The organism is Dactylosporangium vinaceum (assembly GCF_019904175.1).
Classification (GTDB): Bacteria; Actinomycetota; Actinomycetes; order Mycobacteriales; family Micromonosporaceae; genus Dactylosporangium; species Dactylosporangium vinaceum.
This window is the reverse complement of the sequence record NZ_CP061913.1, coordinates 9,927,907-9,947,487: the sequence shown is the minus strand read 5'-3', so window position 1 is coordinate 9,947,487 and position 19,581 is coordinate 9,927,907. Positions and strand designations below refer to the sequence as shown.

General features: G+C 71.2%; 18 protein-coding genes. 13 read left to right on the top strand and 5 right to left on the bottom strand.

Translation table 11 applies throughout. The features are described 5' to 3' along the window. Window positions 1-27 precede the first annotated feature (27 nt). Window positions 28-519 (top strand): polyadenylate-specific 3'-exoribonuclease AS, encoded by a 492-nt coding sequence (locus tag Dvina_RS44605; protein WP_223106066.1) that lies wholly within the window; start codon window positions 28-30, stop codon window positions 517-519. Here Dvina_RS44605 and Dvina_RS44600 read toward each other — a convergent pair. Both Dvina_RS44600 and Dvina_RS44595 read right to left on the bottom strand, forming a co-directional pair. Beyond that, the gene (locus Dvina_RS44600; RefSeq protein WP_223097110.1) at window positions 469-936 is read right to left on the bottom strand and encodes an ABA4-like family protein; all 468 of its coding nucleotides are present in this window, start codon (window positions 934-936) and stop codon (window positions 469-471) included. The genes Dvina_RS44605 and Dvina_RS44600 overlap by 51 nt on opposite strands. A 174-nt stretch (window positions 937-1,110) precedes the next feature. Next, complete coding sequence (locus tag Dvina_RS44595) at window positions 1,111-2,052, bottom strand: hypothetical protein (protein ID WP_223097098.1); 942 nt, start codon at window positions 2,050-2,052, stop codon at window positions 1,111-1,113. A 91-nt stretch (window positions 2,053-2,143) separates the two neighbouring features. Between Dvina_RS44595 and Dvina_RS44590 the strand changes: the two genes are divergently transcribed. The 11 genes from Dvina_RS44590 (at window position 2,144) to Dvina_RS44540 (ending at window position 14,533) form a co-directional block, all read left to right on the top strand. Next, window positions 2,144-2,782 (top strand): MerR family transcriptional regulator, encoded by a 639-nt coding sequence (locus Dvina_RS44590; protein ID WP_223097096.1) that lies wholly within the window; start codon window positions 2,144-2,146, stop codon window positions 2,780-2,782. 121 nt (window positions 2,783-2,903) lie between these two features. Beyond that, window positions 2,904-3,932 carry a 6-phosphofructokinase gene (locus tag Dvina_RS44585; RefSeq protein ID WP_223097095.1) on the top strand — a complete coding sequence of 343 codons (1,029 nt, stop codon included), beginning with the start codon at window positions 2,904-2,906 and terminating at the stop codon, window positions 3,930-3,932. Between the two features lie 60 nt (window positions 3,933-3,992). Then, a complete protein-coding gene (gene proC, locus Dvina_RS44580) occupies window positions 3,993-4,796 on the top strand; it encodes a pyrroline-5-carboxylate reductase (RefSeq protein ID WP_223106065.1) in 804 nt (267 codons plus the stop codon). Between the two features lie 99 nt (window positions 4,797-4,895). Beyond that, window positions 4,896-5,396, top strand: coding sequence for a DUF2199 domain-containing protein (locus tag Dvina_RS44575; protein ID WP_223097094.1), 501 nt, complete (start codon window positions 4,896-4,898; stop codon window positions 5,394-5,396). Between the two features lie 290 nt (window positions 5,397-5,686). Further along, window positions 5,687-6,775: an FHA domain-containing protein gene (locus tag Dvina_RS44570; RefSeq protein ID WP_223097093.1), complete on the top strand. Its 1,089-nt coding sequence runs from the start codon at window positions 5,687-5,689 to the stop codon at window positions 6,773-6,775. 370 nt (window positions 6,776-7,145) lie between these two features. Beyond that, complete coding sequence (gene tuf, locus Dvina_RS44565; RefSeq protein ID WP_223097092.1) at window positions 7,146-8,333, top strand: elongation factor Tu; 1,188 nt, start codon at window positions 7,146-7,148, stop codon at window positions 8,331-8,333. A 269-nt stretch (window positions 8,334-8,602) separates the two neighbouring features. After that, a complete protein-coding gene (locus tag Dvina_RS44560) occupies window positions 8,603-9,640 on the top strand; it encodes an acyltransferase family protein (RefSeq protein WP_223097091.1) in 1,038 nt (345 codons plus the stop codon). Between the two features lie 79 nt (window positions 9,641-9,719). Continuing rightward, a complete protein-coding gene (locus tag Dvina_RS44555) occupies window positions 9,720-10,532 on the top strand; it encodes an SNF7 family protein (RefSeq protein WP_223097090.1) in 813 nt (270 codons plus the stop codon). A gap of 12 nt (window positions 10,533-10,544) precedes the next feature. After that, window positions 10,545-11,663, top strand: a complete 1,119-nt coding sequence (locus Dvina_RS44550) for a hypothetical protein (protein ID WP_223097089.1) — start codon at window positions 10,545-10,547, stop codon at window positions 11,661-11,663. 82 nt (window positions 11,664-11,745) lie between these two features. After that, window positions 11,746-13,221 carry a hypothetical protein gene (locus Dvina_RS44545; protein WP_223097088.1) on the top strand — a complete coding sequence of 492 codons (1,476 nt, stop codon included), beginning with the start codon at window positions 11,746-11,748 and terminating at the stop codon, window positions 13,219-13,221. A gap of 16 nt (window positions 13,222-13,237) precedes the next feature. Further along, window positions 13,238-14,533: an AAA domain-containing protein gene (locus Dvina_RS44540; RefSeq protein ID WP_223097087.1), complete on the top strand. Its 1,296-nt coding sequence runs from the start codon at window positions 13,238-13,240 to the stop codon at window positions 14,531-14,533. 76 nt (window positions 14,534-14,609) lie between these two features. On the opposite strand, the gene Dvina_RS44535 is transcribed toward Dvina_RS44540, so the two are convergent. Then, window positions 14,610-14,909: a hypothetical protein gene (locus Dvina_RS44535; protein WP_223097086.1), complete on the bottom strand. Its 300-nt coding sequence runs from the start codon at window positions 14,907-14,909 to the stop codon at window positions 14,610-14,612. Between the two features lie 510 nt (window positions 14,910-15,419). Between Dvina_RS44535 and Dvina_RS44530 the strand changes: the two genes are divergently transcribed. Then, window positions 15,420-16,664, top strand: coding sequence for an IS256 family transposase (locus tag Dvina_RS44530; protein ID WP_223097085.1), 1,245 nt, complete (start codon window positions 15,420-15,422; stop codon window positions 16,662-16,664). Window positions 16,665-16,929: 265 nt separating this feature from the next. Here Dvina_RS44530 and Dvina_RS44525 read toward each other — a convergent pair whose 3' ends face one another. Both Dvina_RS44525 and Dvina_RS44520 read right to left on the bottom strand, forming a co-directional pair. Further along, window positions 16,930-18,732, bottom strand: a complete 1,803-nt coding sequence (locus tag Dvina_RS44525) for an endonuclease/exonuclease/phosphatase family protein (RefSeq protein WP_223097084.1) — start codon at window positions 18,730-18,732, stop codon at window positions 16,930-16,932. Window positions 18,733-18,760: 28 nt separating this feature from the next. After that, window positions 18,761-19,393, bottom strand: a complete 633-nt coding sequence (locus Dvina_RS44520) for a winged helix-turn-helix domain-containing protein (RefSeq protein WP_223097083.1) — start codon at window positions 19,391-19,393, stop codon at window positions 18,761-18,763. Between the last annotated feature and the right edge of the window lie 188 nt (window positions 19,394-19,581).

Below are 19,581 nucleotides of genomic sequence, written 5' to 3'. Positions count from 1 at the left end.
TCCGGTCGATGGTGTTGGATGGGTCCGGTGGCATACCGGTACTTCTACGACTGTGAGTTCATCGAGGACGGCCGCCTGATCGACCTCGTCTCGATCGGCGTGGTGGACGAGCGCGGCCGGGAGTACTACGCGATCTCCACCGAGTTCGACGACTCGCGGGCCGTCTCCTGGGTGCGGCGCAACGTCCTGGACAAGCTGCCCTCGCCCGGCGACAAGGCGTGGCGCTCGCGCGAGCGCATCCGCGAGGAGCTGCTCGAGTTCCTGATCGAGCCGATCAAGTCCGGCGAGGCCACCGAGATCGAGCTCTGGGCCTGGTACGCGGCCTACGACCACGTCGCCCTGGCCCAGCTCTGGGGCGCGATGCCGGCGCTGCCCCGGGAGATCCCGCGCTTCACGAAGGACCTGCGGCAGCTCTGGGACGATGCCGGGCGCCCTCCGCTGCCGGTCGCGGAGGGCCGCCACGACGCCCTAGTCGACGCGCGCCACAACCTCGCCCGCTGGAACGTCATGCACCGCTGAGGGGCTCTTCGCGCTCAGGCGCACCAGGAAGTACACGGGTAGCCCGATCGGTGACAGCAGGATGGTCAGGACCAGCAGCGGAGCCATCAGCAGCGGGTGCAGGCGGCGCTCCCGGCTGTCGAGGTAGATCCAGCGCCCGACGAACAGGTCCCAGGCCAGCACCTGGGCCCACACCGCAGCCACGACGCCGTCGCGGGCCAGCAGGTCCCTGACGCCGGCCAGGTCCGGGCCGAGCATCTCCCGCGCGAAGTCGGCGAAGCTCGGCGCGATCGCGACCGCCCACACCACCAGGGTCGGGAGCACGATCAGCGGTGACGAGATGATGCGGTGGGTCAGGCGCCAGGTGGGCGCCACGATCATGAGGGCCCAGAACGGTACGGCCGCCAGGAATGCCAGTGAGAACAGCATCTGGTTCATGCCGTCGCCTCCGCAGGCTCCGGCGCCGACATGAGCCCCACCCTGCAACACTGATGAGCGGCCACTCCGCTTCGCTCCGTACCGCTCATGCCGTCACCTCCGCAGGCTCCGGCGCCGACATGAGCCCCACCCTGCAACACTGATGAGCGGCCACTCCGCTTCGCTCCGTACCGCTCATGCCGTCACCTCCGCAAGCTCCGGCGGCGCCGGCGCGACGGGAACCGTGGCCCACACGGCGCCGACGGCGGTGAGGACCAGCAGCACGGCCAGGGCTCCGAGCGTCAGCCCGTCGGGGTGGATCAGCGACTGCCCGCGCAGCGCCTGCCAGGTGATCAGCACCGTGAGGCCCGCGTAGAGGAGCCCGAACACCCCGATGAGCCGGGTGCGGACGCGGTCGCTGCGCAGCCGCTCGATCCGCCGCCCGGCCAGGACCAGCGCGAACGCGAACAGGGGGAGCGCCTGGAGCGCGTGCATGCCGATGAAGTGCCCGGCCCGCAGGTCGCCGCCGGTGGTGCTCCAGTTGACGAGCGGCAGCCCGGGCCCGCCGTCGGCCACGCCGACCGAGTGGGCGCCGATGATCGTGGGGTTGCCGGTGGCGAGCTGGGCCGAGGTCGGCAGCGTCATGAGGAAGCCGACAAACATGCCGCCCAGGGCGACGATGATCCCCATCCGGACGGCCAGAGCGCTGGCCCGGTCCGGCAGGCGCTGGATGAGCAGGAGGATCGCGATGATCAGCGTGCACACCCATGCGACAGCGATCGTCGCGCCCATGATGCCGAACAGCGCGGCGTCGAGCGGGGTCTGGTTGTTGAAGTGGCTCTGGTGACCGCGCGCGGCCTGCCCGACGATGATCACCATTTCGACGAGCATTGTCGCGGCGATGATCGCGCCGAGCCACCAGCCGGCCCGCCGGCGCTTCTCCAGGAGCGGCAGCAGCCAGGCGATAGTGGTCGCGTAGATCGCGATGGAGACGGCGAACTTGAATGGCTTGATCCAGATCGGCACGCCGACGAGCGTGCGGTCGTCGGCCACGATGCCGATCAGGGCGGCCAGCGCGATCACGATCATGAGTCCGGCCACGACGATCAGGGGGCGGTGGAGTTTCAGGACTTGCATCGTGCGCCTCCCGCAAAGATGGATAGCGGTGCTGTCCGCTATTGGGAAGGTACACTATCCATGTTGTAGATCGGAAGGTGGTTCCACGCCCATGCGTATCGCTGAACTGAGCCGGCAGACCGGGGTGCCCGTGCCGACGATCAAGTACTACCTGCGCGAGGGGCTGCTCCCGGCCGGCGAGCTGACGAGCCCGAACCAGGCCCGCTATGACGAGGGCCACGTCCGCCGGCTCCGCCTCGTGCGAGTGCTGCTGGACATCGGCCGCCTGCCGATCGCCACGATCCGTCAACTCCTGGATGCGCTCGACGAGCCCGACCCGGACGTGCACCAGGTGCTCGGGCACGCCCTGCCCACGTCGATCGCCGGCAAGGACTCCGTCGACCCGGACTCGGTCGCCGCCGCCCGCAAGCGCGTGGACCGGCTGGCCGAGGAGCGCGGCTGGCTGGTCGGCGAGCAGGCCGGGGCCCGGCAGGCGGCGGCCGGGGTGCTCGCCGCGTTCGAGCAGGTGGGGGCCGATGTCGGGCTGCTGCTGGAGCAGTACGCCGACGTCGCCGAGGTCATCGCCAAGCACGATCTGGAGTTCGTGGGACGGGCCGAGGGGCCGGAGGGGATGCTGTACGCGGCGGTCGTCGGCTCGATCCTCGGCGACTCGTTGCTGGCCGCGCTGCGCCGCATGACCCAGGAGCACGAGTCGGCCCGGAAGTTCGGAATCCGCGGGGACGACTGCTGAAGGTTCAGCCGGAGCGACTACAGTGCGCTGTGAATCGGCAGCGTCGCCATGAGCGGGTACCTCCGGCTCGACCGCGCCCGTCATGCAGGTCGGGCACGCAACCAGGAAGGCAAGATCAAGCATGCGTATCGGCGTACTGACCGGGGGCGGCGACTGCCCCGGCCTCAACGCGGTCATCCGTGCCGTTGTCCGTAAGGGGATCTCCACCTACGGCCACGAGTTCGTGGGCTTCCGTGACGGTTGGCGTGGCCCCCTCGAGGGCACCACCCGCGAGCTCGGCATCGCCCAGGTTCGCGGCATCCTGCCGCGCGGCGGCACCATCCTCGGCTCCTCCCGCACCAACCCGTTCAAGATCGACGGTGGCGTGGAGAAGATCAAGTCGAACCTGGCCGACCTCGGGGTCGACGCGCTCGTCGCGATCGGCGGCGAGGACACCCTCGGTGTCGCCAGCAAGCTCACCGACCTCGGCGTCAACGTCGTCGGCGTGCCGAAGACGATCGACAACGACCTCGGCGCGACCGACTACACCTTCGGCTTCGACACCGCCGTGAACATCGCCATGGAGGCGATCGACCGGCTGCACACCACGGCCGAGTCGCACCACCGCACCCTGGTGGTCGAGGTCATGGGCCGCCACGCCGGCTGGATCGCCCTGCACGCCGGCCTCGCCGGTGGCGCGAACGTCATCCTCCTGCCGGAGCGCAACTTCGACGTCGACCAGGTCGCCGGCTACGTCGAGAAGCGCTTCCAGACGCAGTACAGCCCGATCGTCGTCGTCGCCGAGGGCGCCCAGCCGCTCGACGGCCAGATGGTCACGCACAACCAGGAGCTCGACTCCTTCGGCCACGTCCGCCTCGGCGGCATCGGCCAGTGGCTCGCCGAGCAGCTCGAGGCCAAGACCGGCAAGGAGGCCCGCACGGTCGTCCTCGGGCACATCCAGCGCGGCGGCACCCCGACCGCGTTCGACCGCGTGCTGGCCACCCGCTTCGGCCTCCAGGCGATCGACGCGGTGAACGACGGCGACTTCGGCAAGATGGTCGCGCTCCAGGGCACCGACATCGTCCGGGTGCCGCTGCAGGACGCCACCCGTGAGCTCAAGACCGTCCCGGTCGAGCGTTACACCGAGGCCGAAGTCTTCTTCGGTTCCTGAGTCACGTCGTCCGGGGCCGCTGCGGCGGCCCCGGACGTTTTCTATCTGGGGGTTGTGGCTGTGCGCATCGTGGCCGTCTTCGGCGCTGGAAAGCTCGGCGAGGTCCTGCTCTCGGGCCTGCTGCGAGCCGGCTGGTCCCCGGACCGCCTGGTCGCCACCGCCCGGCGCCCGGAGCGCGCCCGCGAACTGACCGAGCGCTACGGCATCCGCGTCGTCACGAATGAGACCGCCCTGCGCGAGGCCGACGTCATCACGATCGCCGTGAAGCCCCAGGACGCCGGCGTCCTGCTGGAGGACCTGGGCCCGAAGATGCCCGCGAACAAGCTCGTCGTGTCGATGTGCGCCGGCCTGCCGACGTCCTTCTTCGCCAAGTACCTGCCCGAGGGCACCCCTGTCGTCCGCGTCATGACCAACACGCCCGCCCTGGTCGACGAGGCCATGACCGCCATCTCGGCCGGCTCGTTCGCCACCGCCGAGCACCTCCAGGTCGCCGAGGAGATGTTCCGCCCGCTGGGCCGCACCATCCGCCTGCCGGAAACCCAGCAGGACGCGGTCACCGCGCTCTCGGGCTCGGGCCCGGCCTACTTCTACTTCCTGGTCGAGGCCATGACCGACGCCGGCATCCTGCTGGGCCTGCCCCGCCAGGTGGCCCACGACCTGATCGTCCAGACGGCGATCGGCTCGGCCGTCATGCTCCGCGAGTCGGGCGAGCACCCGGTCAAGCTCCGCGAGGCGGTGACGTCTCCCGCGGGCACCACCATCAACGCCATCCGCGAACTGGAGAACCACGGCGTCCGCGCGGCGCTGCTGTCCGCCCTGGAAGCGGCCCGGGACCGGGCCCGCGAGATCGCCGCGCAGAGCTGAACCGCGGCGAGCCCGGGCCGGCCGAGCTTTCGCCGCCCGCTCGATCGCCCGAAAAGTCGGAAATTACAGCGCGCGTCCCGGTGGGTCTACCATGCCGCGGTGACTGTTGTCTGTGAGTGCTGCGGCACAGATCTTGGCGACGCGCCGGCGGTATGGGCATTCTCCGCGCCGGACTACTGGGGAGCGCCCGAGGCGGGCGGTGAGTCGTTCCTCGAAGAGGAGCTCTGCTGCATCGACGCGCCCGACCTCGACGAGCTGCACTTCTTCATCCGCGGCCTGGTCGAGATCCCGGTGCGGGGGCTCGGCGAGCCGTTGACCTACAGCGTGTGGGTGAGCCTCAGCGCGGCCAACTTCCAGCGGGCGGTCGAGCGGTGGGACGATCCCGCGCGGGCCGACGAGAAGCCGTACTTCGGGTGGCTGTCGAACAACATCCCCGGGTACCCCGACACGATTCAGCTCAAGACCCGTGTGCATACTCGGGAGCCGGGGCGCCGGCCGTTCGTGGAGCTCGAGCCGACCGACCATCCGCTCGCCGTCGAGCAGCGTGAGGGGATCGACGCCCATCGGCTCGGCGAGATCGCGAAGGTGTGCGGCGGCTGAGATCTCGTTCATTCAGGCATTCACCGCTGTTGACGTCTGCGCCGGTGATCTACCTTTTGTATACCAACAGTCACAGAGTGCCTACCCGCGGCGGAAGTTGGCATACCCCCCGATGCCCTCGCCGCGGTACCGCGCCCGGCTCCTTCCCCAGCCTCCCCCCGAGGTTTGCCGAGTGCGCGGCGTAAGGCCCGCCGTCGACCGCAGAGGTGGTCGGCGGCGGCTTTGCGGCCCGCGGCAAGAAGGTGCAAGCAAAGTTCGGTCGTAGTGCGTGGCTGAGGCAGAATGTTCCGGTGCGATTCGAAACGAGCCGAGCTCTTGATGCGATCGAGCGACGGCTGACGGTCGACCCTCTGGCCGTCGGTGGCGTCATCGACCTGGTGGAGGCGGCGCGCAGCATCGACCTCGACGGTGGTCGTCCGGCCGCGCTGCTGCGCCTCGGCCTGTTCGTCGACGCGCTCAGCCGCCGGCTCGGCGACGGGAACACCGGTCTCTACGCCATCGCCGAGCGCGGCGCGATGTCGGACACCGACTTCACGTCGAACGAGCGCATGGTGCTGCGCCGGTGGTCCGACGACGGGCTCATCGAGATGCTGCCGCCGGGCGCCCGGGTGAACGCGCGCGTGCGGGAGGTGGCTCACCTGACCGGGGTGCCGGTGATCACCCGCAATCCGCTCCCGGGCCACCCGGGGCCGGTCTACCTGACGACGAGCGCACCGGGCGGGTTCGAGCTGACCCTCGCCCCGGCGACCGGCTCGACTCCGCGGCCGCACCCGGTGCTGCAGCGGTACTGGCGCTGCCCCGCCTCCGACTGCCCGATCTTCGGCCGCCAGCCGGCCCCCGGCGCCGGCCAGGCCCCGCCGGCCCTCCCCAGCGGCGCGCCCATCTGCCCCCGCCACGGCGAGCGGCTCATCGACTCCGGCCCCCGCCCGCCGGCGATGGCCCTGGCCGTGCGCATCAACGGCACCGTCCGCACCCGCTTCACGGTCACCGCGGCCCGCCCGGTCGTGGTGGGCCGGGCGCCGGACGACCCGGGCGGCATCACCATCGGCAGCTGGCTGGACGACGAGTCGAGCCGCCGGGTGAGCCGCAACCACCTGCGCTTCGAGCTGCGCGACGGCATGCTCCTGGTCACCGACGTGAGCACCAACGGCGCCGCCGTCCTGGCCCGCACCGGCCCGACGGCCGCGCCGCGCGAGGTCGAGCTCGGCCGGGGCGAGCCCAAGGCGATGGGGGAGTGGGACGAGGTCGAAATCTACCCGGAGATCACCATCGGCCGCGCCGACCGCCCGGCCGCCGACGCCCCGACCGGCAGCGCCCCGAACTCGGTAATGGCCGACGCCCCCACGATGGCGCTGCGCCTGCCACCACCCCCGCGCTGACCTCCACCCACGCGCGCCGAACGGCCGCGCGCCGGCAGCCGCCGGCCGCGCGCCCGGCACACCGCGTGCGCCAACGCCATCCGTAAATGCGTGGCGGCCCGCGGAGACGCGAGCTACCTTTCCAATCGTGATCGCGACGACCGCCCCGATGGAGCACGGCCACCCGGCCGGCTCGGCGGTCGCCTGGGCGCCCTCGGCAGCGCTAGACGCGGCGCTAGAGGCCGGCCTGCGACGCTGACCCTCCTCCCGCAGTCATGCGGAGCCTACGGAGGAGGGTGAGCCGGCCGAGCCGGTGCACCCGAGGCGGTCCCGGCCACAAGGCCCAGCGGTTCTGCGCATCCGAAACCACAAATCCACTGTGGAGCGTCAGATGGCCAAGCAGGCTTTCACGAGGAACAAGCCCCATCTCAACATCGGCACCATGGGCCACGTCGACCACGGGAAGACGACCCTGACCGCCGCCATCACGAAGGTGCTCGCCGAGCGGCACCCGGGCGTCAACCGCTACACGAGCTTCGAGGGCATCGACCGGGCGCCCGAGGAGATCACCCGCGGTATCACCATCAACATCTCGCACGTCGAGTACGAGACCGCCCACCGGCACTATGCGCACGTCGACATGCCCGGGCACGCCGACTACGTGAAAAACATGATCACGGGGGCGGCGCAGGTGGACGGGGCGATCCTCGTCGTCAGCGCCGTCGACGGGGTCATGCCGCAGACCCGCGAGCACGTGCTGCTGGCCCGGCGGATCGGCGTCCCGTACCTCGTCGTGGCCATGAACAAGGCCGACGCGGTCGACGACCCCGAGCTGCTCGACCTGGTCGAGCTCGAGGTGCGGGAGCTGCTGGGCGATTACGGCTTCCCCGGAGAGGAGGTCCCGGTCGTCCGCACGAGCGCGCTCAAGGCCCTGGCCGGCGAGCCAGCGTGGGTGCAGTCGGTCGTGGACCTGCTCGACGCCGTCGACGGCTACGTGCCGCTGCCCGAGCGGGTGACCGGCGAGCCGTTCCTGATGCCGATCGAGAACGTGCTCACCATCACCGGCCGCGGCACGGTCGTCACCGGGTCGGTCGAGCGCGGCACGCTCGTGCTCAACACGCCCGTCGAGGTGGTCGGGCTGGGCGACACGCAGTCAAGCGTGGTCACCGGGATGGAGATGTTCGGCAAGCAGCTGGACTCCGCCCAGGCCGGCGACAACGCGGCGCTGCTGCTGCGCGGTGTGCGCCGGGGTGACGTGCAGCGCGGGCAGGTGGTCGCGCTGCCGGGCTCGGTGGCGCCGCACCGGCGGTTCAAGGCGCACGTCTACGTGCTCACGACCAAGGAGGGCGGCCGGCACACGCCGTTCTTCGCCAACTACCGGCCCCAGTTCTACTTCCGCACCACTGACGTGATGGGCTCGGTGGACCTGGGTGACGTGACGATGGTGATGCCCGGCGACACGGTCGACCTGACCGTGGAGCTCGGCAAGCCGGTCGCGATGGACGCCGGCCTCGGCTTCGCCATCCGCGAGGGCGGCCGCACGGTCGGCGCCGGCACGGTCACGGAGCTGCTGGACTGAGGAAGACACGAGGACCTCTCGGGGGAAACCCTGAGGGGTCCGCGTGCGCCACGAACGGGGGTCCGGGGCGGCGCCGGGCCGCTGATACGTACGGGCCCAAACGATTTTCGCCGTCCTCGATACGCATGATGCAGGTGAGAAACGGGTGAACCAGGTCGATTGCCCAGCTGGTTACGGGGTAGCCGCACCTAGGATCTTTGAGAAGAAACACAGGCAATTTTGAGCTGAGTGGCGGTTGCCCCTGAGGGTCTCAGGGCAACCTGTAGGGGATGCGGAACCGGTACGTAGACCTCCTGCGAGCCGTCGCGATCATCCGCGTGGTCACCTACCACACGCTCGGATTCGCGTGGCTGACCGTCGCCTTTCCGGCCATGGGACTGATGTTCGCGCTTGGTGGCTCACTCATGGCCGCCTCGCTCGACAGGTCCGGCGTGAAGGCGATCGGTCGTCGTATGCGCCGCATCATCATCCCGTTCTGGGTCCTCGGCGTGTTCGCCATCGCGCTCATGTCGCTGTGGGGCGGCATGGAGCACACCTGGCGGACGCTGCTGTGGTTCGTGCCCCTCGACGACCCGCCCACCACCGAGAAGGGCGGCCTCTGGTTCAGCCAGATCTGGTACGTCCGCTCGTACCTCTGGTTCATCATCGCCTCACCCGTCCTGCTGTGGGTGTTCCGCAAGTGGCCGATCCCGAGCGTGCTGGTGCCGTTCTCGGTGCTCGTCATCCTGTGGGAGACCGGCTACGGCACCGGCGGCATGGTGCGCGACTTCTTCATGTACGCCCCGGCCTGGATGCTCGGCTTCGCGCACCACGACGGCACGCTGCAGCGCATCTCCAAGAAGATCCTCTGGCCCGTCTGCCTGGTCATGGGCGGCATCGGCCTGGCGATCCTCTTCCACACGCCGGGCCCGCGCGGGTACGACCTCAATGACGCTCCCATCGCGGACACCCTCTACTCCACCGCGTTCCTGCTGATCATGCTCAACGCCGCGCCCGCCGCGATGTCCCTCGGTGTCGCCGAGCCGCTCGTCGAGGCGGTCAACCGGCGCGCGCTGACGATCTACCTCTGGCACGAGGCGGCCATCACGTTCGTCCGGCTGGTCGGCGTGTGGCTCGGTATCAACCTGGTCGGCGGCTGGAACAGCACCCTGCAGTTCACGATGGTCGTGGCGCTCACCGCGATACTGGTGCTCGCGTTCGGCTGGGTCGAGGATCTCGCCGCGAAGCGCAAGCCGCAGATCATTCCGACGCCGAAGCGGGTCGTCATACCCAGGGTTGTCGAGGAGCCACAGCCCGTATTGGCTTAGGGCTGTCGGGAAAAAAGCAAGCGCGACACGCCGGGATTGGTTCCAGCAATCTCCAGCATGTACCAGTTATCTTCCGTTTGTGTCCGAACCGATCCCGGCCCCGAACGAGCAGATCGAGCTGCTCGAACGCCGGATCGACAGGCTGCGCGGGGAGTTGCGCCGCGCAGCCACCACCGGGGACAAGAGCCAGGCCCGGACCCTGCGGGCGGAGCTGCGCCGGGTGGAGCAGGCGTGGGACGCCGCGCTGGCGGATCTGGAGCACAATGCCGCGGTTGTACCCCGCTCGCCCGCCGCGCCACCGATATTGTCCATCCGCGAGCAGGTCCACCACGCGTTGACGCTGCTCGCCGTGCCGGCCGCGCCTAAGCTGATCATCGCCGTCCACGACGCCTTCTTCCCGGGCGAGCTCGTGGCGGCCCGCCTGACCAGCCTGCGCCGTGACGAGGAGCGCTCGTTCAAGGTCGCGCCCTACAACCGGCCGTACTACCTCTGCCCGGCGCTCACGGCCGACCTGCTCTCCCCGGCGCGGGGTCTGCTGGCCATCTCCACCTGGCCGCTGGCCACCCGCGTCGTGGGCCCGCTCAGCGCCCGCGTCGACTTCCTCGTCGCCGCCATCAAGGTGGCCCAGCGGGTCGCCCAGCTGCCCGACGACGCCCACGACGCGCGCCGGCTGCTGTGGCGCTTCGCCTCCGGCATCCCGGGGGCCGTCGGCCTCAGCGGCGGGGCCGACCCCGACACCGTGGCCAAACAGGCCCAGGCCGAGCTCGACGTCCACCTCGAGGCCGACACCGCGGACCGCGCCGCGGCAGCTTCCCGCGCGCAGGAGCGGCTCGACGGGTCCGAAGCGCTCTTCGGCGCCCGGCTGCAACGACTGCGCAAAACCGCGAATTGAGATGAGATCCCCATGGACGCACTGGTAGACCGGCTGGACCGCATCCGCGGCACCGTGGCGCCGCGCAACCACAACGCCCGCACCATCGCCGCGCTCACCAACAACCCCGGCTGCGGCCGGCGGGGGCTGATGGACGCGGCCGGGGTCAACAAGGGCGCCGTCGCCGGGCAGCTCGGCTTCCCGGCCGCCTTCGGCCAGTCGCGGTTCGCGATCGCCCGCGGCAACGCGTTCGAGGCCCAGGTCAAGGCCGACGGCGCGGCCGAGCTGCTGCAGCTGCTGCGCGAGCGGCTCGGGCTGGCGATCCCCGAGGTGGCGTACGACGACCTGTCGAACGTGGGCGGCAACGCCAGCCGCGAGGTCCGCTACGCCCGCACCCGCAGCCTCCTGGCCCGGGCCGCGGCCGAGCGCGACGACGCCGGCACGCTCTTCGACCACCCGATGCTGCGCCTGGACATCGCCGGGTACTTCGCCTACCTCGAGCCCGACCTCATCGCCTTCCGGGTCGGCGGCCGGTTCCACGTGGTCGAGATCAAGTCGTTCGCGGTCATCGACGGGCAGGCCGACCCCGGCAAGGCGGCCGCGGCGGCCAAGCAGTCGGCGGTCTACGTGCTGGCCATGCGCGAACTGCTCGGCGAGCTCGGCTACCCGCCGGAGACCGTGTCGCACGACGTGGTGCTCGTCTGCCCGGAGAACTTCGCCAACCGGCCGACCGCCACCCTGGTGGACGTGCGCAAGCAGCTCACCGTCCTGCAGCGCCAGCTCTCCCGGATCACCCGGCTCGACAAGATCCTCGATGCGCTGCCGGCCGGGCTGTCGTTCGACCTCGCCTACGACTCCGACAACAACCCCACCCGGCCGCCGGACGAGCTCACCAAGGCGGTCAGCGCGATCGACGCCCGCTTCAGCCCCGACTGCCTGGGCTCCTGCGAGATGGCGTTCTTCTGCCGCTCGGAGGCGGCCGGCTCCACCTCCGCGCTCGGCCGCTCCATCCGCGACGATCTGGGCGGTGTGGAGAGCGTCTCGACGGTACTGGGCCTGGCGCGCGGCACCCTGACGCCCGGCGCCGGCCAGGAGGAGATCGCCGCGCTGCTGCGGATGGCCCACCGGCTGCGCACCGAATGTCTTTCATGAGCGGTACGGAGTGCGGGGACGTGGCCGGCGACCAGGGGCGCCGGGTAGCCGTGCCGGCGCCGCGGCGGGCGGGGGCGACGACGTGAGCGTGTTGACCGCGCTGGCCCGGGCCGAGGCGGTGGAGTCGGGCCGCGCCCAGCTGCTGACCACGGTCCGGCACACGCACATCGCCGCCCGGCCGCTGGTCCTGGTGCCGCTCGCCCTGGCCGGTGAGGCGGCCGCGCCCCTTGCGGCGATGGTCGGCACCGAGCCCTCCGCGCCCGCGCTCCTGGTCGTGGCCAATCCGCGCGACCGCACGCAGCGGTTCCAGTTCGTCGCGCGGCTGGCGCGCACGCTCTTGCAGTACACCGAAAGCTGCTCCAAAACCGTAGATCCGACGGGCACGACGCGGCTGCGCTATGCCGAGGCGCCGCAGGTGCTCGTGCCGAACCGGGGCGGGGTCGAGTTCATCCGGCTGCTCGGCCGCTCGACGCGCTTCCGGCGCACGTTCGGCCCGCACCCGGTGCACCGCACCGTGCCGCTGCTCGGCCAGTGGCTCACGTTCCTGCGCGAGCGGGCCGACCACCCCGGCTCGGCGATGCTGCTGGCCATGACCGAGGTCCTCGGCGAGCACTGGGCGACCGGTCAGAGCGGTCTCGAGGACGCCAACCTGGCCGCGCTGATGGGCTGGATCGACCCGCCCCCCGGCCTCGACGGCGCCACCGCCGCGCAGCTGGCCGAGGACCCCCTGCGCTGGCCGCCGGCCGGTCCGAGCACCGACCCGACGTTCGACAACGAGATCCTGGCCCCGGCCCTGAACGCCTACGCCCGCGCCGCCGACCCCAACGCGCAGAGCCGGGCCGAGGCCGCGCTCGCGAGCGCCCTGCAGGAGCAGCTCGAGCCGACCTGGGGCCTGGTGTGGCGGGCGGTGGAGCTGCTGCGGGCCCGCCCCGCCGGCGCCTCGGTCGAGACCCGCTGGGCGATCGACCGCGATGCGTTCACGGCGTACCACATGTCGCTTGCCGAAGGCACGGCGCTGCCCCAGCCCCGCCGCGACAGCGCCGTCGCCGCGGCCGGCCGGCTCGACCGCCTGGAGCGCGAGCAGGCCCGCTACGAGGCCCAGCGCGCCCTCGACGACCCGCTCGTCATGGCCGAGTTCCGCCTCTCCGGCGAGGCGTTCACCGGCGTCGTCGTGTCCGCCTCGCCCAACCGCGTCGACACCTCAGGCAAGAAGGCGGCCCTGCGCCCGCACATCACCGTGCAGACCGACGACCCGGTGCGGATCGAGCCCGGCGCCCTGCTCGTCTCGCCCGCGCGCCTGTCCCAGCAGGCCATGGTGGTGTCGGTGTCCTCTGTGGACGTCGTGCTGGAGCTCTCCAAGGGCATGGGCCGCTCGACCAAGCAGCCGGCCCCGGGCTCGGTGCCGGAGGTGGGCGAGACGGTGACGTACGGTCCGGTAAGCGACGCCTACCAGCCCCCCGGCCGGTTCCCGTCGCGCGAGGAGACCCCCTGGACCCACGGCGGCCCGCCGCCCGACTACCAGCCCAACGACACCGACGCCCAGGAGGACTGGTCGTGAGCGAAGCGGAGGCCGCGTGACAGTCATCGACGACATCCTGGCCGACTTCGGGTCCGCCGTCGGCCGCGGTGTCGTCGTCGACTCCCCGCCGGGCGCGGGAAAGTCCACATTGGTCGTTCGCGCCGCCCGCACCATGGCCGAGGCGGGGGAGCGGCTCATGGTCGTGGCCCAGACCAACGAGCAGGTCGACGACCTCATCGACCGCCTCGCGAGCACCGCCCCGTCGGTGGAGATCGGCCGCCTCTCCGCGTCCACCTACAACCCGGCCCAGCGGGTCATCAAGCACGGCTCGGTCACCGTCAGCGGCGCGGTCTCCGACGTGCAGACGTGCGCCGTCGTCATCGGCACCGCCGCGAAGTGGGCCACCGTCACCGAGGGCGTCTGGGAGCGGGCGATCGTCGACGAGGCGTACCAGATGCGCTCCGACATGCTGTTGCGTGTGGCCGGCCGCTTCTCCCGCGGCCTGTTCGTCGGCGACCCGGGCCAGCTCGACCCGTTCTCGGTCGTCGCCGTCGAGCGCTGGGCGGGCCTGTCCTGGGACCCGATGCAAAGCGCTGTGGCGGTACTGCTCCGGCACAATCCGGACCTGCCCCTGCACCGCCTCCCGGTCTCGTGGCGCCTGCCCCCTTCGGCCGCCGACGTCGTCTCCGCCGCCTTCTACCCGTTCACGCCGTTCGCGGCCGGGACGAAGCCGAGCGACCGCAGCCTCGAGTTCTCGGTCCGCGCCATCGGCGGCGACCAGCAGATCGAGGCGACGCTGGAGACCGCCCGCCGCACCGGCTGGGCGCTGCACGAGCTCCCCGCCCGGCACACGGTGCGCACCGACCGCGAGGCTGTCACCGCGATCGCCGACATCGTGGTGAACCTGCTGCGCCGAGGCCCCGTCGCATACTCCGAGCACGCCCCCGAGGGCCGCCCCGTCACCGCCGACCGGGTGGCCGTGGGCGCCGCTCACCGCGACCAGGTGGCCGCGATCCGCCAGGCCCTGGCCGACACGGTCGCCGCCGACGTGACGGTCGACACCGCGAACCGGTTGCAGGGCCGGGAGTACGACGTCACAGTCATCCTGCACCCCCTCTCCGGCCGCCGCGACGCGAGCGCGTTCCACCTGGAGGCCGGCCGCCTGTGCGTGCTGGCCTCCCGCCACCGCCACGCCTGCGTGGTAGTGGCGCGGGCCGGCATCGCCGAACTCCTGGACACTCACCCGTCAGCCGAGCCGGTCCACCTCAATGTCCCGGTCCGCTTCCCCGACGGCTGGGAGGCCAACCAGGCGATGCTGGCCCATCTGTCCACAGTGGACGCCACCGGCTGACCGGCCGCCGACGCGCCACGGCCCCGCACCTGTCGGATCGGTGCGGGGCCGTGGCATGTTGCGAGGGGAGAGCAGGTTATCGCTTGACCCGTTTCCGCACGCTCTTGCTGGTGCGCCGCCAGGCATTCATCGCCCGCTGCGCCGGCGTCCGGTTCGCCTTCCGGCGACGGACGACCGCCACCACCGCCACAACAACGGTGGCAACTCCGGCCGCGGCGGCGGTCACCAGCGGAACGGGCCGGCGCCGAACCACGTCCTTGGTCTGCCCGGCCAGATCGACCGCACCGTCCTTGGCCTTGGTGGACAGGTCACCAACCGTGCTTCCAAAGTCCTTGCGGGTCTCGGTCACACTTCCGTTCGCATGTGTCACGCTCATCGCTGCCCCTTTCTCTCTTGCTCTCGGGTTTCCCAGAAGAGCGAAAGATCAATCACGATTCGGTAAAGCGTCCCTCGGGAGTGCTGACTTTCCCGACATGTCGGGCGCTCCGCGACCACGACATGGATTCGCGCAGCAGTCCGTCGAGGGCTTCGTTGCTGCCGCGCTGTCATGGGCGGCCGGGCGGGCAGAAGTGGACCGGAGCGCGCCGGTGGCGGCGCTGCGCTCGTTTGTGCCGGTCCGTTTCGGCTCCTTGATTCGAGGTAAGCGTCCGGACGAGATCGGCGGGCAGGCCGCGCCGTGCAGCATCGCCCGGGCCGGGCTGTGCTGTGGCGGCGAACGATCCGGCACGCCGTCCGGACCTTGCGGCGCAGACCGCGACGGCATCGCTGCGGGTCACGTCCACGGGAGTGGTGTACGAATCGCCCACCTTTGTAGTGGTTGAGGAGATGGAGACGGTCACCGCTTGATCCTTCGAAACGGCGAAGTAAACGAAGGAGAGATCAAGCGATGACCGCACCCAAGAGTGTGGACGTCGGCAGGTTCCTGCGTGAGGAACTTGGCTCGGCGTCACCCGATCTGCTGCGTTCGATGGTGAAGACGTTCGCCGAGGCGCTGATGTCCGCGGAGGCCGACGCCGTGTGCGGCGCCGAGTACGGCGAGGGCAGTGACGGGCGGACGAACCAGCGCAACGGCTACCGAGCTCGGGAGTGGGACACCCGCGCCGGTAGCGTGGAACTGGCGATTCCGAAGTTGCGGCACGGCTCCTACTTCCCGGACTGGTTGTTGCAGCACCGCCGCCGCGCCGAGCAGGCCCTGGTGTCGGTGGTGGCCACGGCGTATCTGCTGGGGGTGTCCACGAGGCGGGTGGAGAAGCTCGTCGAGCAGCTGGGCATCACCGGCCTGTCCAAGTCCCAGGTCTCCGAGATGGCCGCACACCTGGACGCGCAGGTCGAAGCGTTCCGCAACCGGCCTCTCGACACCGGCCCCTACACGTTCCTCGCCCTGGACGCCCTCGTCGTGAAAGTGCGGGAACGGGGCAGGATCGTCGGCGTGCACACGCTCATCGCCACCGGCGTCAACGCCGACGGCCAGCGCGAGGTCCTGGGCCTGGACGTGACCTCGGACGAGGACGGCGCCGGCTGGCTTCAGTTCCTGCGCTCCCTGACCGCCCGCGGCCTGTCCGGCGTCCGCCTCGTCGTCTCCGATGCTCACCGCGGCCTGGTCTCCGCGATCGGCGCTGCCCTGCCCGGCGCCGGCTGGCAACGCTGCCGGACCCACTATCTGCGCAACCTGCTCACGAAGGTGCCCAAGTCGGCGCAGCCATGGGTCGCGACCCTCGTCCGCACGATCTTCGACCAGCCCGACATCGACGCGGTCCGCGCGCAGTACGCCCGCACCGTGACGACCCTCGCCGAACGGTTCCCCGACGCCGCGGACCACCTCGACGACGCCCGCGAAGAACTCCTCGCCTTCACCGCGTTCCCCCGCGACATCTGGCGCCAGATCTGGTCCAACAACCCGCAGGAACGGCTCAACAAGGAGATCCGCCGCCGCACCGACGTCGTCGGGATCTTCCCCAACCGCGCCGCGATCATCCGCCTCATCGGCGCCGTCCTGGCCGAACAGACCGATGAGTGGAGCGAAGGCCGCCGCTACATGAGCCTCGAAACCCTCGTCAAAGCCCGCATGACCGTCATCACCACCGAGGGAACCGACACCGACCCGGCCACCACACAACTGACCGCCGCCTAACATCAACCACAACGGATCAGCGCTGACCGCCTCCTACACCCCCAGCGCGGACGTGACCTCGCTGCGCGGTCCGCCACGACGCCTCGAAACGCCGGCGCACCGCAGCGATCGGCCACCGCTCATCCACGACCGGATTCAGCGGCGCCACCGGTGCGGGCGGCCCGGGTCGCTCGGTCGCCGGCCGCATGCCATGGCGGCGCTGGGCGACTTGAGCAGCGGCGGCCGTTGCGGCGCCAGGGCCGGGGCCGGTCTGGCCGGGCTGTTGTCAGGGGATGGCCAGTGTTGCGGCGAGCAGGGCGTGGTCGGAGGTCACGGCGGTGCCCACGTGGACGTCTGCGCAGGTCAGGCCGTTGACCAGGACGTGATCGATCTCCTCCACCGGGTGGTCGGCGGGGAAGGTGGGGAGCGGGCGGAACGGGGCCAGGCCGTCCGTGTAGCCGGCCGCCGCGAACGCCTGCAAGGACGGGCTGCCCGGTCTCACGTTGAGGTCGCCGGCGATGAAGGTCGGCCTGGAGCCGGCGAAGCGGGTGGCGAAGGCGGCGATCTCCCGGACCTGGACCAGCGGCTCCGCCGACGGCGGTGGCTGGATGTGGGTGGAGACCACGGCGATCTCGTGGCCGGCGACCGTGACGACGGCGCCCAGGGCCTGCGCTCCGGTCGGTGCGCCCGCGGCGGTCAGGGGGACCGAGGTGACCGCGCCGACCGGGAGGTTCGTCAGGATCGCGTCGCCCCAGACCGCGTCGGCGGCGGGGCCGAAGTAGTAGCGCATGTGCAGGAGGCGGGCCAGGACCGCCAGGTCGTCGTGGCCGCCGTTGAGGAGCCAGGCGCGGTCGACCTCGGAGAGCACGACGATGTCCGGACGGGTCGCCGCGATGGCCGCCGCCGCGTCCGCCGGGCGATAGGTGCCGTCAAGCCCGAAGCCCATCCGGATGTTGTACGCCACGAGCCTGATCGACCCCGCGGAGCCACCGGGGCCGGGCGATGGTGGCACCCAGACGGACGCGAGCGGCAGCAGGCAGGCGGCGCCGGCCGCGGCCCACCCGAGCCGCGGCAGCCGCACTGTCGCGTCCCCGCGCGACCGCAGCAGGGCGCCGGCCGGGATGAGGGCGACCGCGACCGGCACCCACTGGTTCGGAAAGCCGATGTCGTACGCGGCGTAGTACGCGATCGCCGCCACCGCGAACACGACCATGCCCAGCGCGGCCGCGAACCGGCTCTCGGCCCCGGTCGAGCCGAGCCGCAGGGCCAGCGCCAGCGAGGGCGCGCCGAGCAGCACCGCCAGCCAGAGGGGGCCGGGGGCGGCGAAGTCGTACGAGAAGCAGGCCGCGGACCCCACGAGCAGCACCGCGGCCACGGTGCGGGCGACGACGCCGGACGGCACGCGCGGTGCGAAGGTCACGGCCAGGAAGGTGAAGACGGCGATGCCGAGCGCGAGGGGCGGCACCGGGAACGGCGGGGTGGAGGCGTAGCCGGAGGACCCGTACGACGCGGCGACCGCGACCACGGCGGGGGAGAGGGCGTAGACGCCGGTCAGCAGCAGCGCGGGCCCGACCAGTGACCACCCGCCCCCGCGGGCCGGCGGGTCCGGAGGATCCGAGCGGAGTGCCACCGGGGGATCTGCGCGGAGCGCCACCGGGGGATCTGCGCGGAGCGCCACCAGGGGAGCGGCCAGGACGGCGATCACGGGAACCGCCAGCCACCACGGGCGCCAGCTCAGGTCGACGGTGCCCAGCGCGGCGTGCTCGAGCGCGGCGGCGGCGAGGCCCAGCGGCACGCCCGGTGTCATCGGGGCGCGCACGGAGGACAGCCAGATCAGGCCGGCCAGGAGTGTGGCCGAGGCGACGTAGAGCTGGGCCTGGCCGCCGTGCACGAAGACGAGCGCGAGCCGTCCGAGCACGAGGAGTACAAGTGGGAGGAGTGGCTTGAGCAGCCGGATCGCGGGGACGGCCGCGACGCCGGCGATGAACCATGCGAGTGCGAAGGCACCCATGAGCTCGGCCGGGGTCGAGGCCGCCTGACCGAAGATCGTGATGATCGACGGCAGCCACACCCGCAGGACATCGACCATGAGCAGGATGCCCGCGGCTAAGCCGAGATCAGTCCTCCCGGACCACGACCTGGACGGCGGCGTCATCGTCGAGACGATAGCCGACGCCGCGGACGGTGGCGATGATCCGAGCGGCGTCGCCCAGCTTCACCCGCAGCCGGCGGACGTGGACGTCGACGGTGCGTTCGGTGCCGACCATGTCGTAGCCCCACACCTGGCGCAGCAGCTGCGCGCGGCTGAAGACGCGGCGCGGGTGCTCGCACAGGAAGAGGAAGAGGTCGTACTCCCGGCGGGTCAGCGCGACCGGGGCGCCGTCCTGCAGGACGAGGCGGGAGCCGGTGCAGAGGTACAGCGAGGGGGCGTCGGGCGTGGCCCGGCCGATGCGGCGCACCTTGGGGTCGGCCTCGGCGTCGGCGGCCGGCTCCTCCGCGTGCGGGGCCGGTGCGGCGGCAGGCTGTTCGACCAGGCGCAGGTTGCGGCCGGTCGAGCCGGCCGACGGCGTGCGCGGCAGCGGTGCCGTGCGCTGGATCTGCTGGCCGGCCCGGCTGGCGGCGAGCGCTTCGAGGTCGCTCAGCAGGCGGGAGGCCTCCGGTGGGAGCTCGTCGCCGTTGAGGGTGATGTGGACGGTGATGGTGACCACGGAGGGTGCGACGTCAAGCGCACCCACGACCGAAACGGCCATTTTCAATCCTCTCGAAAACCTTCTGAATGAACGCCGATATCAACCGGAGGTCACTCGACAAAGGCCGTCGAAATGGTGTTCGCGGCGGGATATCCACATCGAATCCAGCTGCACCTCAGGGCACATGGCACCGACCTTACCAGGTACGTCACATGAAGCGACAGCCGTGTTACATGCCGCACAGAATA